The following is a 13,939-nucleotide window of genomic DNA, read 5'->3' as shown; positions in this document are numbered from 1 at the left end:
TGCAAAGGGATACCAGCGTGGCGAGAACACAGGACGAAATACGGCAAACCAACGTCAAGAAAATCCTTCAAGCGGCGGAGCAGCTGTTTGCCGAAAAAGGCTACGCCGGTGCCTCCATGGGCGACATTGCCCAGTTGGCCGACCTGCCAAAGTCCAACGTGCACTACTATTTCTCGACCAAGAAGGCGCTCTACCAGGAGGTGCTGCTGGCGCTGCTGGAGGTGTGGAAGCAGGACGCGCTCTGCTTCGAGCTGTACGACGACCCACGGGTGGTTCTCTCCACCTACATTCGCGCCAAGATGAACCACTCCCGCTACCGCGCCCACGGCTCCAAGATCTGGGCGGCCGAAGTGATGCAGGGCGCCCCGATTCTCAAGGAGCGGCTGCGTGATAACCTCTATGAATGGGCCAAGCTGAAAGAGTCGAAAATCCGCGAGTGGATCGACTCCGGCCAAATCAACCCCGTCGAGCCTTCGTACCTGCTCTACATGATCTGGGCCTCCACCCAGCACTACGCCGACTTCGACTACCAGATCTACCTGCTCAACGACGATAAACCGCTGGACGACCTGCAGTTCGAAAAAGCCGTGCAGTCGGTGACCTCGGTGATTTTGAGAGGAATTGGGTTGACGGCTTGAGGAGTGCGTCACGATGTTCGGGTGTGATGTTCCGTGATCCCAAAACAAAGGGGCATGTTCCAATGGCAAGAATTCTGCTTGGGCTTCTCGCGATACTGGCTGTAACCAGTGTCGGTGCTCAAGGTGCTTATGCTCAGCCAGCCGTTCAGGCATTCAGCATTGAATCCGACGAGGGCACAGCACTGTTGGAACGCCTTCGTGAAGGCGGGCTGGTGATGTATATCCGCCATGCCGATACCTCTGGGCAGCAGTGCGATACCTATAACGATAGCGCCGGGCGAGAGGGGCAGCGCAATATCTCATCAATGGGCCGCGAACAAGCGGTTGAGCTAGGTAAACGGATCGAAGAGCTGGGCATCCCTGTCGAGGAACCTATTTTGTCTGGCCCGGTGTACCGTGCGCGTGATACCGCTGAACTGGCGTTCGGTGTCGAGAGAGTGAGCGTGACCGATAGCCTGCTCGCAGATGATTATTCCCGCGGTCGTCTTGACTGGGTTCTGTCTGAACATCGACGTCTGTTTAGCGAGCCAATGGCGCCGGGAAAAAATCGCGTACTCGTGGGCCACCGTACTCCGGCTCAAATGATTTTAGGAAGTGTCCTCTCCGGCACCAGCCTGCCGGAAGCGGGCGTGATGGTGTTGGCGCCGCGCGGGGTGGAAGGCAGCGACTTATTAGGTGTTCTTGAGATTGTGCCGGCGATTAATGGCGGTAATCCACCATGTTTGTAGCACCCGCGTAATGACGCTTCGCCAAGTTGCCGATGGCTAAAGCGTCATCGTGTGTGCCCTTCACCAGTTGCCACCTGCTCAGCCATCAAGCACAGCAGCTCATACATGATGGCTGGCACTCACTGGCTCAAGCTCGCCAGGCTGGCGGCCAGTAACTGAGTGCCTGCGACAGCGTCGCTGAGGTCGGTGTGCTCATCGGGGTGATGGCTCAGGCCATCGCGGCAGGGTACAAACAGCATGGCTGTCGGGCAGTGCCTGGCGAGATGAATGGCGTCGTGAAAGGCTCCTGATACCAAACGTGGCGCAGCCATGCCCAGTGCGTTTGCTGTGTTATCAAGCAAGGCGGTGAGTGTCGTGGGAAAGGCGACGGGCTCGACGCGCGATAGCGGTGTCAGGGTGGCTTGGCACCCCGCCCAGGTTTGCTGAGCGAGCTGATTGAATTCGGCTTCCAGCGCTTTTAGCGTCTCCGCTTCTGGGTGGCGTAAGTCGATACTGAAGGTCACTTGGTCGGGAATGGTATTCACCGAACCAGGGCCAACGGCGAACTTGCCAATGGTAAAGCGTACTCGGTCTTCGCTGTCTTTCGCGCTTTCTCGTAATGCCGTGGCCAGTGCGCAGGCGCCCTCTAGCGCATCGCGGCGCATGGCACGCGGGGTGGTGCCTGCGTGGTTAGCGTTTCCAATGACCGTGACTTCAAACCAACTGACGCCTTGAATACCTTCGACAACGCCCACTGCAGCACCGCTGCGCTCCAGAATGGGGCCTTGCTCAATATGCAATTCCAGAAAGGAGTGCATGGGCGTTGCCAAAGGGCGGCGCGGTACACCGGCGGCGTCCAGTTCTTCCAGGCAAGTATCCAAAGCATGCCCAAGACTTACGCCTTCGCTGTCTTTGACTGAGCGCGTTTCCTCCAGGCTACGTACACCACAAAAGACTGCGGAACCGGAGGTGCCTGGTGAGAAGCGCGCGCCTTCTTCATTGGTCCAGCTCACCAGTGATAGCGGGCGGCGTGGAGCAAACCCCGCTCGTTTTAGCGCGCGAAGCGCCTCCAGCCCGGCCAGCACGCCCAGCGCCCCATCGTACTTGCCGCCGGTCGGCTGGCTGTCCAAGTGACTTCCCGTGACGACGGGATCGAGCGTAGGGTCGCTACCGGGTACGTCGAGAAACACGTTGCCGATGGCGTCCACGCTTGCCGTTGCCCCCAGTGCACTGGCCTGCTCAATGAGCCACAGCCTGGCCCTGGTATCGTTATCGTCGAGCGCAAGGCGCGCCACACCACCATCTGAACGAGCACCAAATTTGGCCACCGTTGCCAAGTCATTGGCTAAACGCTCTGGGTCGACTGCGCCTGCTATCGCCTTGATGTCGGCCAATGCGCGGTCAGCTGGATACGGGGTATGGCTTTGCATGGGGCTCTCCTGACGGATTTGTTATTCGTAGACTTCGAAATGTACCTCGACAGGCACACAGTCTGCACCGTTGATGGGAATGATGTCTTGCGGGCAGGCGGACATTGCGACAATACAGTCCATCTCAGCGCGCAGCTCGACATAGTCGCCAGCTTTTGAAACGGGTGGGCACCAGTCGACCTTCATCTGCGCATTCACGGGAATGTTCATCCATAAATTGAGCGGCTGGGGCACCTCGGGGACATCTACGCCGATGGCTTTCATGGCTAACCTCAGGTTATCGGCGCAGCTGTCGTGATAGCCCTCGACACCCAGAGTCATATAGCGGAACAGGTCGCAGGCGGCCATCAGCGTATCGTGAATGCCTGGTGAGGTGTCGGCGGTAAGGGTCATGATCGGACGGCGACGATTGCTGATCAGTGGGTCGCCTACCTGGGGAATAAGCGCGCTCAGCCAGGCACGGCCGTGCTCCCAGGACATGAACTCGTTGATGTTATCGGTGCTGAACGCCCAGGTATCACACACTTGGGTGCCGTGCGTATTGATGATACGGATGGTTTGCCCAGCCTTTAAACGTACCGCTCGCCCGCCACGGGCGGAGACTTCGTAACGTTTGCCTAACACTGGCGTACCATCAGGGGAGATGGGGTTTTCAAGGCTGTGGTTATGGCCGCAAGGTTCGCTGTTACTGCGCGGCAGTTGCTCGATGCGGGCGTGGTCAAAGCGTGTATCAGAGTTCATGTGATGCTCCAGGGGAGTGAACGATGTTTCGGTGGCAGAATCAGTCGATATGGCGCTCGCGCCAGGTGTTGAGAAACTGTTGAAGGCGTTCGCTTTTGGGTTGACGGAATAGCGTGTTGGGAGGGCCGCTCTCTACTACGCGACCTTGATCCATAAAAATCACGCGATCAGCGACTTTGGCGGCAAAGCCCATTTCGTGGGTAACAATCACCATGGTCATGCCGTCTGCGGCAAGCGCTTTCATGACATCCAGCACTTCGCCGACCAATTCAGGGTCAAGCGCCGACGTGGGTTCATCGAAGAACATGACGCGGGGCTTCATGGCCAGGGCTCGGGCAATGGCCACGCGCTGCTTCTGGCCACCGGAGAGACTTTCTGGAAAGTGCCCTGCGCGGTCAGCAAGGCCCACCTGTTCGAGCATGGTCATGCCAGCTACATCAGCATCGCTGCGAGACAGCCCATTGACCAGACGCAACGCTTCGGTGACGTTCTCAAGTGCCGTGCGGTGGGGCCATAGATGAAAGTGCTGGAACACCATGCCCACTGGGGCGCGCACTTCGTCCACGCGCCTTTCGCTGGTGCGCACACGCTTGCCGCTACGATCCTCATAGCCCAATAATTGGCCGTCGATATAGACGCTGCCGTGATCGTAGGGCTCCAAAAAAGCCAGACAGCGCAGCAGGGTGGATTTACCAGAACCGGAAGGGCCTATCACACAGACCACTTCGGAAGGCGCAAGGCTGAAGTCGATGTTGGACAGCACTTCCAGCTCGCCAAACTGCTTACTGATACCGTGAGCCTCGACAATAGCTTTGCGAGGGCTAGGCGAAGGTGTCGAGAGGGTCTCAGCCGTTGGCATGGGCAGGGTCCTTGTGGGCGTTCTTGTGAGAGAGGTGGTGTGGTCGACGATTGGCCAAGCGTTTTTCCAGCGCATAGCCACCTCGGGCGACCAGTTCAATCATTAGCCAGTAAAGCAATGCAACCGCCAAGTAGGGTTCGATGACCTGGAACGTCTGATTGACGATCGTGGTAGCGTTTTTGGTCAGATCATCCACTGAAATGATCGAAATCAGAGCAGACTCTTTCACCAGGATGATCAGCTGGTTGGTGCTTGGCGGTACGATCAGGCGGGCCATTTGAGGAATCTGAATGCGTATTAGCGCGTGCCAAGGGGAGATGCCGAGCATTCGCGCTGCCTCCAGTTGGCCTTTGGGAATGGATTTGAAGCCACCACGGTAAATTTCCGCGAAGTAGCCTGCGCCATACAGCCCAATACCGAAGACACCGGCAACTTCGGCATCAAGCCTCAGACCAACACTGGGGCCGCCGTAATAGAGCAAAAACAGCAGAATAAGTAACGGTGTGCCACGGCATATCTCCACGTAGCAAGCTACTGGATATCCGAAAAGGCGTGGGTTAGCCAGCCGTAGCGCCGCTAATACCAGCCCCCAAGAAAGGGCGAGTAAGCAGCCTAAAAAACATATCCATAGCGTATTCCACAGTCCTTGCAGAATCAGGCCGCGCATTTCCCAAAGCAGGGCAATATCGAACATGACGGACACTCCCTATTCGGTGGCTAGGCCGCCGTTCATACGGCGTTCCAGGTAAGCACTGATGCGTGCCAGTACAAGATTGACGGCGAGATACAGCATGGCCGCAGCAAGGTAGGTCTCTAGCGGCTGAAAAGTACGCGACACGATCTGTTCGCTGACACGCATGAGCTCCGTCACCGCAATCACTGAAATCAGCGACGAGTTTTTGAGAATCGTGATGATCTCGTTGGTCAAGGGCGGCAAGGTCAGGCGAAACACCTGGGGCATGATGATGCGCCGCCGTATTTGCCAAATGGAGATGCCTGCCATACGTGCCGCTTCTATCTGCCCTATGGGAATATGGCTGATACCACTGCGGAAGATTTCCGCCTGAAAGGCCGTTGTATTGAGCGTTAACGTCAAAATAGCGGCTGAAATGGGTGCGATCTCAATACCGATGTCGGGCAGCAAGTAATAGACCAACAACAGTTGCAACAAAATGGGGGTGCCACGCCAAAAACTGCGGTAAAGCCCGCAAGGCCAACGTACCAAGCGGTAACGGCTGGTCAAGCCAAAGGCCAGCAAAACGCCAAGTACCAACCCCAGCGCGATGGCGGAAAGCGAGACCACCAGAGTGGTGGTCAAGCCTTTGAGCAGCACAGGGTAGTGGTTGAGTAGAATCTCAAACATGGTGCACCCTTAAAGAGAAACGAATCGGCTGAGCGAACTGCGTGCCGTCTTACTCGGTCGCTGGCAGTTCCAAAGGCAGATCCATAGGGCCACCGAACCATTTTTCCTGTAGCTCATTGAGTGTGCCGTCTTCATTGAGGCGTTGAATTTGCTCATCCATAAACGCATTCAGCGAAGCGCTTTCTTCGTCGTTACGCCCAGCCCAGCTGAAATAGACCGGATCGCCGAAGGTGCCGACCACCTCAAATACGTCCGGGCGGGTACGCTCTGCTTCGAGCAGGTTAGGAAGACTATTGATCACTACATCAACACGACCGGTACCCAGCTCAGCGTAGGCTTCATCGACCCCTGTGTAGGTTCGAATGTTGGCAATGGGTGTACCTGCCTCTTCAAGTTCAGCCGCCAAGGCTTCCAGAGCGGCCAACTGGGCAGAGCCCGATTGAGCGGCGGCTACTTTGCCAGCAAGGTCTTCAGGTGAGTTGATGTTCTCTTCGCCAGCGCGTTTGAGAATGGCCATGGTGGCATCGGCAATAGGAGCGCTCAGGTGGTAGCGCTCCATACGCTCCGGGGTGGCGGTGACCGAGGTAATCACGTAGTCGAAGCGTTCGCGCTCCAGGCCCGGCAAAATACCTTGCCAAGGTAGATCCATACGGATCAGCTCGACGCCTTCCAGCTCTTCCATGATGTATTCCATGATATCGGCGGAGTAGCCGACGATTTCGCCGTCTTCTATATATTCAAACGGGGCGAAGCGTGCTTCCGTGCCTACGGTGAAAGTACCATCAGAGCGTATGTCTTCTAGCAAATCACTATGGGCAGTGGAGGCAAAGCTGACGCCAAGTAGGAGACCTGCAGTAATCGTTGGAATGCGTTGCATGGGGATGCTCCTCAGAGTGGTGATACTCGAATCAAAAGGCGAAGGCCTGTTGAACAAGAACACCTTGAGTAAAGCAGGCGCTATGCAACAATAAAACTGTTATCTTTAGATGTTCGTACCCATTTTATTGATGTGATTTGCACTAACGTAGGGCACGCTAATGAAGCTCTCAGCCGCCGATCTCAAGAGTCTTTCCGTTTTCCTTGCGGTGACCGAACATCGTGGTTTTGCCGGTGCACAAACAGCGCTGCATATGAGTCAATCCGCTATCAGCTTTCACATTCGGGCACTCGAGGAGCGGGTAGGGTTCACCGTATGCCACCGGGGTCGACAAGGATTTGAGCTGACTGAGCGGGGTGCCATCGTATACGAGCGCGCAAAGATGTTGCTTTCATCCGTAGACGATTTTGACAGCGAGATGAGCGAGTTGCGTAGTGCGGTTTACGGAACATTGCGCTTGGGTGTGGTGGATAACACCATCATGGATATCGATCTTGATCTGCAGGGCGTAATTGGTGAGTTTCTGCGCAAGAACCCTAAAGCACGGCTCAATATTACGGTAGGCAGTCCTGACCGCTTGATCGGGGAAATCGCCAATGGTGCCGTGCAACTCGGTATCTTGCCGGAAACGGCGCAGATGGAAGGCTTGCAGCATCGGCAGGTCTATACCGAGGTACACGGGATGTACTGTGCAACAAGGCATCCGCTTTTTCATCATGATAGCGCCCAGTTAACAGTCGCTGATGTGATCAAGTTTCCCTTCGTAGTTCGTCCTTATGCCAATTTGCAAGAACTGAAAAGCTTTCCCAATGCCAAGGTGGGTGCCCATGCCTCCAATATGGAGGCGCAGGCGCTTCTTATTCTAAGCGGTCATTTTATTGGCAACTTGCCCCATTATTATGCCAACCACTGGGTAGAGAGAGGGGAGCTCAAAGCGCTCTTGCCGGACCAGGTCGAGATTGCGTCACCTTTTTGTGTGGTGACTCGGGCTGGGCGTCGTCCATCGCTCATTGTGAGAAGCTTCATTCAGGAACTGGTGTCCAAGCTTTGGCAGAAGTCGCATCTCGTCGAGGAATATAAAGGAGATGAACTGCTGGCTCATGCTGCCACGATGGCTGATAAACCGCCCCCTAATGGGCATTGAGCCTCATGGTTCCCTTGCCCATCAGAACGGCGTGCCCTCCCACTTGCACATGCCCAGCTTCGAGATGGCCATTCGCAGCCGTTTCGATGATGCTGGGACGGCCCATTTCAATGCCCTGATGAATCGTGCAATGCAGTGCGTCGCTGGTGAGCGATGCCAGATAGTGGGTCAGGGCGGCGGCGGCACTGCCGGTTGCGGGGTCTTCGCAAAGGCTGGCATGCATGCAGAACATGCGGCTACGAACCACCGTGCGGGTCGCCTCGTGTCGTTCGATGACGTAAAGATAAACCTGGGGGGCCTCGCTGGTCATCACGGCACTGGCCCAAAGCGCCGATGAAATGTGGACGCTCTCCAGCGCCTTCACATCGGCTAGCTCGATCAAATGAAAGGGCAGCCCCAAGGAGGCCATGACGGGGTCGCCTATCACCTGATGGATATCGAGCCCCAATAGCTCAACGGCCGTCAGCCGGTCGATCGGGCTGGCGGCCAGTAGGGCTGGTTGTGACGTCGTGAACATGGCCTGGCCGTTTTCGTAGCGAACCGTCAGCGCACCAATGGGCGGGTGAAGCACCAGGGGTTGCGTGGGGTTGGCGATTTCCAATGCTGCCAGCAAGTGTGCGGTACCCACCGTCGGGTGGCCTGCAAACGGGAGTTCTCTCGTCGGCGTGAAAATCCGCATCGGATAGTGGTTCGGTTGCGTGGCGGCACTTAGAAAAACCGTTTCTGCCAGATTCAGTTCATTGGCCAAGGCCTGCATGGTGGAGGTGTCCAGTTCATCGGACGCCAGAAAAACCGCGAGCGGGTTGCCGGTAAATGGCTGCTCGGTAAAGACGTCCAGCAGGTAGTAGTCAGCACTTTTCATGGGGAGTCTCCTCAAGGGGCGTATGTTTCCAGAACGCTTTATGGCCTTCTTGGGCTGCCTGGGCGCGGGTGATACCAATATCCTCGAGTAGCCGGTCATCCAGGGTCAGTAGCTGGCGGCGGCTACGGCGGTAGTGGCGGTACTGATGCAGTTGGAGACGTAGCTGACAGCGGAGCTGGGCAAGACTGAAGCGTGGCATGGCGAATCCTCCAAGGGCATGGCGATGGGCTGCAGGACTAGATTATTCGGCGCCGTTTTTTTGATACAGACATAGGTTTTTTTATTTTTAAGATACAGATGGGCGTGTTATACCTCTGTATGGCAGTTGGTTACGCCATCTGTATGGTGGGGTGGGCTATAAGAAGGGGATTGTCATGACGCGCTATGAAGAAGTCGCCGCTATCCTGCGCGAGCGTATCGAGCACGGTATCTACCGTGTGGGCGACCGCCTGCCCTCCATTCGAGCGGTGTGCCAGGAGCTGGACGTGAGTATCTCGACGGCCCAGGAAGCCTACCGGCAACTGATGGATGTGGCGTTGATCGAGTCGCGGCCCAAGTCGGGTTACTTCGTGCTGCCGAGCCGAGCACCCTCGGTGCTGCCGTCCATGTCGCGGCCTGCCCAACGGCCGCTGGACATCTCTCAATGGGATCAGGTGCTGGAGCTCGTGGCTACCCAGCGCGATGATCAGCGGCTGTTGTTGGGGCGGGGAGTGCCTAACCTGGAGTACGAGACGCTGCGCCCGCTCTCCAGAATCTTGGCGGGTCTTCACCGTCGCAATGATCTGCATGGTTTCAACTATGACAAGCTGAGCGGCAGTCCCGAGCTGCGCCAGCAGGTCGCCAGGCTCGCGGTCGCGTCTGGCTGCCTGCTGCATCCAGATGATCTGCTGATCACCACGGGCTGTCAGGAAGCGTTGGCCATTGCCTTGCGCACGCTGACACAGCCCGGCGATGTGGTGGCCGTCGACTCGCCCAGTTTTTACGGCACCATGCAGATTTTGAAAGCCAATGGTCTGAAGGCATTGGAAATCCCCACTGATCCGCAAACGGGCATCAGCCTTGAGGCGCTGGAGCTGGCGCTGGAGCAGTGGCCGATCCGCGCCATACAGGTCACGCCCACCTACAATAACCCGTTGGGGTACACCATGCCGGAGGCGCGCAAGCGGGCGCTGTTTCAGCTTGCCCAGCGTTTCGATGTGGCGATTATCGAAGACGATATTTACGGTGACTTGTCCTTTAGCCTGCCAAGACCGCGCACCGTGAAATCCTTCGATGACGATGGCCGCGTGATGTTGTGCAGCGGCTTTTCCAAAACGGTGGGGCCGGGGCTACGGGTGGGCTGGCTGGCGCCGGGGCGTTATCGCGATCAGGCGCTGCACATGAAGTACGTCTCCACCGGTGCTTCAGCCACGCTGCCCCAACTGGCCGTGGCGGAGTTCGTTGCCAAAGGGCATTACGAGCGACACCTGCGCCACTTGACCCGGCAATACCAGCGCCAGCGAGACGTCATGATCGGTTGGGTGCAGCGCTATTTCCCGCCTGGTTCGGGCATCAGCTACCCCCAGGGCAGCTTCCTGCTATGGGTAGAGTTACCCGCCGCGGTGGATTGCGTGAAGCTCAATCAGCGTCTGGCGCAGCATGCCATCCACGTGGCGCCGGGCTCGCTGTTCTCCGCCTCCGGCAAGTTCCGCCAGTGCCTGCGGCTGAACTATGCGTTTACGCTCACTCCCGCCATCGAAGAAGCGGTGCGCACGGTAGGTGAGCTTGCCACTGAGATGGTGGAGGAGGTGCAGACGTCGCTCGTCTAAAAACGACGGTATCGGTCAGTAAGCACACCTAATGAACTTCCTGCACGGGCCATCCCCAGTTGCCGTTCCCCACAGGCTTGGGGATGAATCTATAAGGGGTGTACCCATAATGTCTATTTATTTTTGATGCGTGTGGCGTTACGCGCTACAATGTGTGCAGGTTCGACGGCAAGGGAGGCAAAGCGATGCGATGATAAAGAAAATCAAACACAAAGGACTGAAACGGCTTTATGAACGGGGGGAGCCTCAGGGAGTACAGCCTAACCATGTAGACGATTTAAGAGACATACTGGCAGCGCTGGATGCCGCAACCAAACCTAGTGATATGGATTTGCTAGGTTTTGATTTCCATGGTTTGAAAGGTGATAAGAAAGGCTTTTTTTCAGTGCATGTAAACGGTAATTGGGTAGTGATATTTACGTTTGATGGGGAAGATGCGCATCTTGTTGATTATTTAGACTACCACTGACAGCGGCGCTCCTTGATAACCGACACGATACGGTTATCAAGGGCCACCGGATGGTTTCGACTTGAGCGGTAGCCACGATTGCACAGCCTCTAGGTATACATATTAAAAATATTGTGCATGACGATGACGATGACGATGAGGATAACGTGATGACGATGATGAACCCGCCGCACCCAGGCAGCTTGTTACGCCGCCGGATCGTGCCCGCGCTGGGGCTGAATGTCACTGATTTTTCGAAGAAACTAGGTATGTCCCGTACAGCAGTATCCCGCGTTTTGCATGAGCATGCCAGCATTTCCCCTGATTTTGCGGTTAGGCTTGAGCATGGCGGTATTGGTAACGCTAAGCACTGGATGACCATGCAGACCAATTACGACCTATGGCAAGCCGAGCATAAAGAGCAAAATCATATTGAAAGAATCGCTGTTGTTTGAATTAGTAAGTTACTAATTCGCCAGCCTAAAGCTCAACGGATCGTGCCGTTGGGTTCTTTGCTTGGAGAGCTAGGTAATGGAGGTTATATGAACGTTGATAGGCTCGACTATTTTGCAGGTTTGGCAATGCAGCAATTCCTTATAATGGCAAACGACAATGAACTTGCAGTCGATTTCGACCATGGGCAGATAGCGTATGATGCCTATTCACTAGCTAAAGTCATGGTAGAAGAAAGAGAACGACTAGACGAAGAGGGTTATAGATAATCCGTTTCCCGCAGGCGCGGGGATCAGCTATCCCCAAGCCGCTGTCTGTTCTGGATGGAGCTACCCGCGGCTGTGGACTGCCTGCGCCTGAACTACGCGTTTACGTAAACGCCTGCTATAGAAAGCTTCGTGCGCACGATGGGTGATCTTGCAACTGAGATGGTGGAAGAGACGCAGGCGCACGAGGTAGGTTTAGGGTAAGTGGTCTTCCTTTTAGTTCGTCACGAAGGCCGTAAGAAGCGAGTCGGTGAGTGCTGGTGCGGGATTGGCGCCGGTCAGAATGGTAGCGATATGAGCCCCCTGAGGCCACTGGTCACGCATGGCATAGGCGGCTGCCAAGCCGAGTGCCCCTGCGGGTTCCAGCAGCAGCCCCAGATGTTCCAGGCCAAGGCGCATGCCCTCTTCGATACGGGCTTCGTCCACGAGCCAAATGTCATCGACTACATCACGCATATCCTCCAGTGCCTCGGTAATAGGAGCGCGAACCGCCACGCCATCGGCCATGGTGTCCACGCGATCATTAGTGACGAGCGTACCGCGCCGCCAGCTTTGCCAGGTGGCATCCGCGCCTTGAGGGCAGATGCCGATGACCTGGGTAACGGGGGAAGAGGCTTTGAACCAGCGGCCTACGCCATTGATAAGCGCGCCATTACCAAGGGGCACCAGCAGCGTATCGAAGGTGTCACCGTTTGCGAGCATTTCGACCGCAATCGTACCTGCGCCTTCGGTAATGGCGGCTTGTCGGCCATCTTCTACAAACAGGCTACCATTCTGTTTAGCAAAGCGAGCCGCTGCCTGCTTGGCTTGATCAAAATCAGCTCCCATGCAAATAACCTTCGCGCCTAGTGCGCGGATACCTGCAACTTTAAGTGGGTTAGCATTGTCAGCGACAAAGACGCTAAGGGGCAGCCCATGTTGCTTGCAAGCATGCGCCATGGCTAGCCCCCAGTTCCCTGCACTGGCGCAAACCAGCGGGGCAGGTTGTTCTTGCTGAACATGGTGGGAGACAAAATGGTCGGCACCGCGCCCTTTGAAGTTGCGCAGGGGGTTGAGCGTTTCGACCTTCACTGTCATGGCGACGCCTAACGCAGCATCGAGTGAGGGCGAACGATACTGCGGGGTTGCCAGGAAGGTAGGGGTGATGCATCTGGCAGCAGCGGCAATATGCTCCAGCTTGATGCGGTGTTCGCTGCGTTGAGGGGCAATTAGCTCGGCGTGGCGAGCGATCGGCTGTAAATCTTCCGGATGCTCTATACGATCCACCATGAGCAGGCCATCAAGGTGGTCTACCTCGTGCTGGATCAGTTCAGCCAATGACGCTGAAAGGTGATGCCAGTGGCAGGTTTTGCCGTTTTCGTTTTGGTACGTCAGGCTGATACTGGCGTGGCGCCTGACATTGGCAATATGGCCGGGCACGCTCATGCAGTCGTCCCAAACTGGCCGAGTCTCTTCACTTCGCCAGACAATGAGTGGATTGATCAAGGTAAAGGGGCGGCCGCCCAATTGAACTGCCACGATGTGTAACGGCTCGCCTATTTGCGGGGCAGAGAGGGCACGGCTGAAACCGTTTCGCGCTTTGAAATCGGCAAGTGTGGCATGTAGTTCGGAAATTACCTTTGCTATATCGGAGGTGATTTCTTCTACTGGCTGTGAAACGGCTCTTAAGCGTGGGTCGCCTTCGGTCAGGATCGTGCGTACCTGGTTCATGGTGTTGTCTCTGCCTGTATGGTTAAGTCTTTGCTTGCGTTGCGTTAGCTTAACGGGCAAGACCTTTTTACTGGCCGCATATCCTGGCGGGCCATTGCGGGGAGACTGCATAATGAGTGACCAAACTGCGGGCGAGCGGCCCACAGAGCAACTGGATGATTTTGATCGTCGGATTTTGGCTATTTACCAGCACGATACGCGTGTGACCGGGGAGAGTATCGGCCAGGCGGTTGGCTTATCGGCGGCAGCAGTTCAGCGGCGGCTCAAGCGGTTAAGGACGCGGGGCGTTATTATTCAGGAGGAGGCTCGGCTGAATGCTAAAGCATTAGGCTTGCCAACTACCTGCATTGTCGGTGTCGATCTCGAGTATGAACGCAACCAGCATGTCGATGAGTTTAAGCAGCGGATGCGAGAGCACCCCAATGTGCAGCAGTGTTATTACGTCACAGGGAGCATGGACTTCGTGCTGATCGTAGTGACCCGTACGCTGCAGGAGTACGAAGATTTTACCCGCGAAGCACTGATGGAACACCCCAATGTGCGTTCGTTCACAACGATGGTTGCCATGGACGCGGTCAAGTCGGGATACGCATTGCCTTTAAGTGACTGAGCCTCTGAGTATTATGCTCTTTC

17 protein-coding genes are annotated in these 13,939 nt (G+C 56.1%); 8 read left to right on the top strand and 9 right to left on the bottom strand.

The genetic code is table 11. The features are described from left to right. Positions 1-17 precede the first annotated feature (17 nt). Positions 18-638, top strand: a complete 621-nt coding sequence (locus FEU76_RS04680) for a TetR/AcrR family transcriptional regulator (protein WP_016915179.1) — start codon at positions 18-20, stop codon at positions 636-638. Positions 639-700: 62 nt separating this feature from the next. Further along, positions 701-1,366, top strand: coding sequence for a histidine phosphatase family protein (locus FEU76_RS04675; protein ID WP_186299091.1), 666 nt, complete (start codon positions 701-703; stop codon positions 1,364-1,366). A 119-nt stretch (positions 1,367-1,485) separates the two neighbouring features. Here FEU76_RS04675 and FEU76_RS04670 read toward each other — a convergent pair whose 3' ends face one another. The 6 genes from FEU76_RS04670 to FEU76_RS04645 are packed head-to-tail and all read right to left on the bottom strand — an operon-like array spanning position 1,486 to position 6,615. Further along, complete coding sequence (locus FEU76_RS04670; protein ID WP_144980802.1) at positions 1,486-2,775, bottom strand: M20 family metallo-hydrolase; 1,290 nt, start codon at positions 2,773-2,775, stop codon at positions 1,486-1,488. A gap of 21 nt (positions 2,776-2,796) precedes the next feature. Beyond that, positions 2,797-3,516, bottom strand: a complete 720-nt coding sequence (locus tag FEU76_RS04665) for a DUF1989 domain-containing protein (RefSeq protein WP_144980799.1) — start codon at positions 3,514-3,516, stop codon at positions 2,797-2,799. A gap of 40 nt (positions 3,517-3,556) precedes the next feature. Next, a complete protein-coding gene (locus FEU76_RS04660) occupies positions 3,557-4,375 on the bottom strand; it encodes an amino acid ABC transporter ATP-binding protein (protein ID WP_144980796.1) in 819 nt (272 codons plus the stop codon). Continuing rightward, positions 4,362-5,069, bottom strand: a complete 708-nt coding sequence (locus tag FEU76_RS04655; RefSeq protein ID WP_144980793.1) for an amino acid ABC transporter permease — start codon at positions 5,067-5,069, stop codon at positions 4,362-4,364. The genes FEU76_RS04660 and FEU76_RS04655 overlap by 14 nt, the downstream gene beginning before the upstream one ends. A gap of 12 nt (positions 5,070-5,081) precedes the next feature. Then, positions 5,082-5,738, bottom strand: a complete 657-nt coding sequence (locus FEU76_RS04650) for an amino acid ABC transporter permease (RefSeq protein ID WP_144980790.1) — start codon at positions 5,736-5,738, stop codon at positions 5,082-5,084. Positions 5,739-5,787: 49 nt separating this feature from the next. Further along, entirely contained in the window at positions 5,788-6,615 is an 828-nt protein-coding gene (locus FEU76_RS04645) for a transporter substrate-binding domain-containing protein (protein WP_144980788.1), read from the bottom strand. Between the two features lie 160 nt (positions 6,616-6,775). Here FEU76_RS04645 and FEU76_RS04640 point away from each other — a divergent pair, with 160 nt between their 5' ends. Then, positions 6,776-7,759, top strand: coding sequence for a LysR family transcriptional regulator (locus FEU76_RS04640; RefSeq protein WP_144980785.1), 984 nt, complete (start codon positions 6,776-6,778; stop codon positions 7,757-7,759). On the opposite strand, the gene FEU76_RS04635 is transcribed toward FEU76_RS04640, so the two are convergent. Next, a complete protein-coding gene (locus FEU76_RS04635) occupies positions 7,746-8,621 on the bottom strand; it encodes a PhzF family phenazine biosynthesis protein (protein ID WP_144980782.1) in 876 nt (291 codons plus the stop codon). The genes FEU76_RS04640 and FEU76_RS04635 overlap by 14 nt on opposite strands. Continuing rightward, positions 8,608-8,820 (bottom strand): DUF1127 domain-containing protein, encoded by a 213-nt coding sequence (locus tag FEU76_RS04630; protein WP_081194578.1) that lies wholly within the window; start codon positions 8,818-8,820, stop codon positions 8,608-8,610. The genes FEU76_RS04635 and FEU76_RS04630 overlap by 14 nt, the downstream gene beginning before the upstream one ends. A 175-nt stretch (positions 8,821-8,995) precedes the next feature. Between FEU76_RS04630 and FEU76_RS04625 the strand changes: the two genes are divergently transcribed. The 4 genes from FEU76_RS04625 (at position 8,996) to FEU76_RS04610 (ending at position 11,599) form a co-directional block, all read left to right on the top strand. After that, complete coding sequence (locus tag FEU76_RS04625) at positions 8,996-10,429, top strand: aminotransferase-like domain-containing protein (RefSeq protein WP_144980779.1); 1,434 nt, start codon at positions 8,996-8,998, stop codon at positions 10,427-10,429. Between the two features lie 190 nt (positions 10,430-10,619). Continuing rightward, positions 10,620-10,898 (top strand): type II toxin-antitoxin system RelE/ParE family toxin, encoded by a 279-nt coding sequence (locus FEU76_RS04620; RefSeq protein ID WP_144980776.1) that lies wholly within the window; start codon positions 10,620-10,622, stop codon positions 10,896-10,898. A 149-nt stretch (positions 10,899-11,047) separates the two neighbouring features. After that, entirely contained in the window at positions 11,048-11,332 is a 285-nt protein-coding gene (locus FEU76_RS04615) for a HigA family addiction module antitoxin (RefSeq protein ID WP_222114781.1), read from the top strand. 87 nt (positions 11,333-11,419) lie between these two features. Then, complete coding sequence (locus tag FEU76_RS04610) at positions 11,420-11,599, top strand: hypothetical protein (protein WP_144980773.1); 180 nt, start codon at positions 11,420-11,422, stop codon at positions 11,597-11,599. Positions 11,600-11,812: 213 nt separating this feature from the next. On the opposite strand, the gene FEU76_RS04605 is transcribed toward FEU76_RS04610, so the two are convergent. Beyond that, a complete protein-coding gene (locus FEU76_RS04605; RefSeq protein WP_186299090.1) occupies positions 11,813-13,306 on the bottom strand; it encodes a pyridoxal-phosphate dependent enzyme in 1,494 nt (497 codons plus the stop codon). Positions 13,307-13,418: 112 nt separating this feature from the next. Between FEU76_RS04605 and FEU76_RS04600 the strand changes: the two genes are divergently transcribed. Next, positions 13,419-13,916 (top strand): Lrp/AsnC family transcriptional regulator, encoded by a 498-nt coding sequence (locus tag FEU76_RS04600; RefSeq protein ID WP_144980767.1) that lies wholly within the window; start codon positions 13,419-13,421, stop codon positions 13,914-13,916. Positions 13,917-13,939: the final 23 nt, after the last annotated feature.

This window comes from Halomonas sp. C22 (genome assembly GCF_007655045.1).
Taxonomy (GTDB): domain Bacteria; phylum Pseudomonadota; class Gammaproteobacteria; order Pseudomonadales; family Halomonadaceae; genus Vreelandella; species Vreelandella hamiltonii.
The sequence above is the reverse complement of the archived record's forward strand: the minus strand, read 5'-3'. Positions and strand labels throughout refer to the sequence as shown.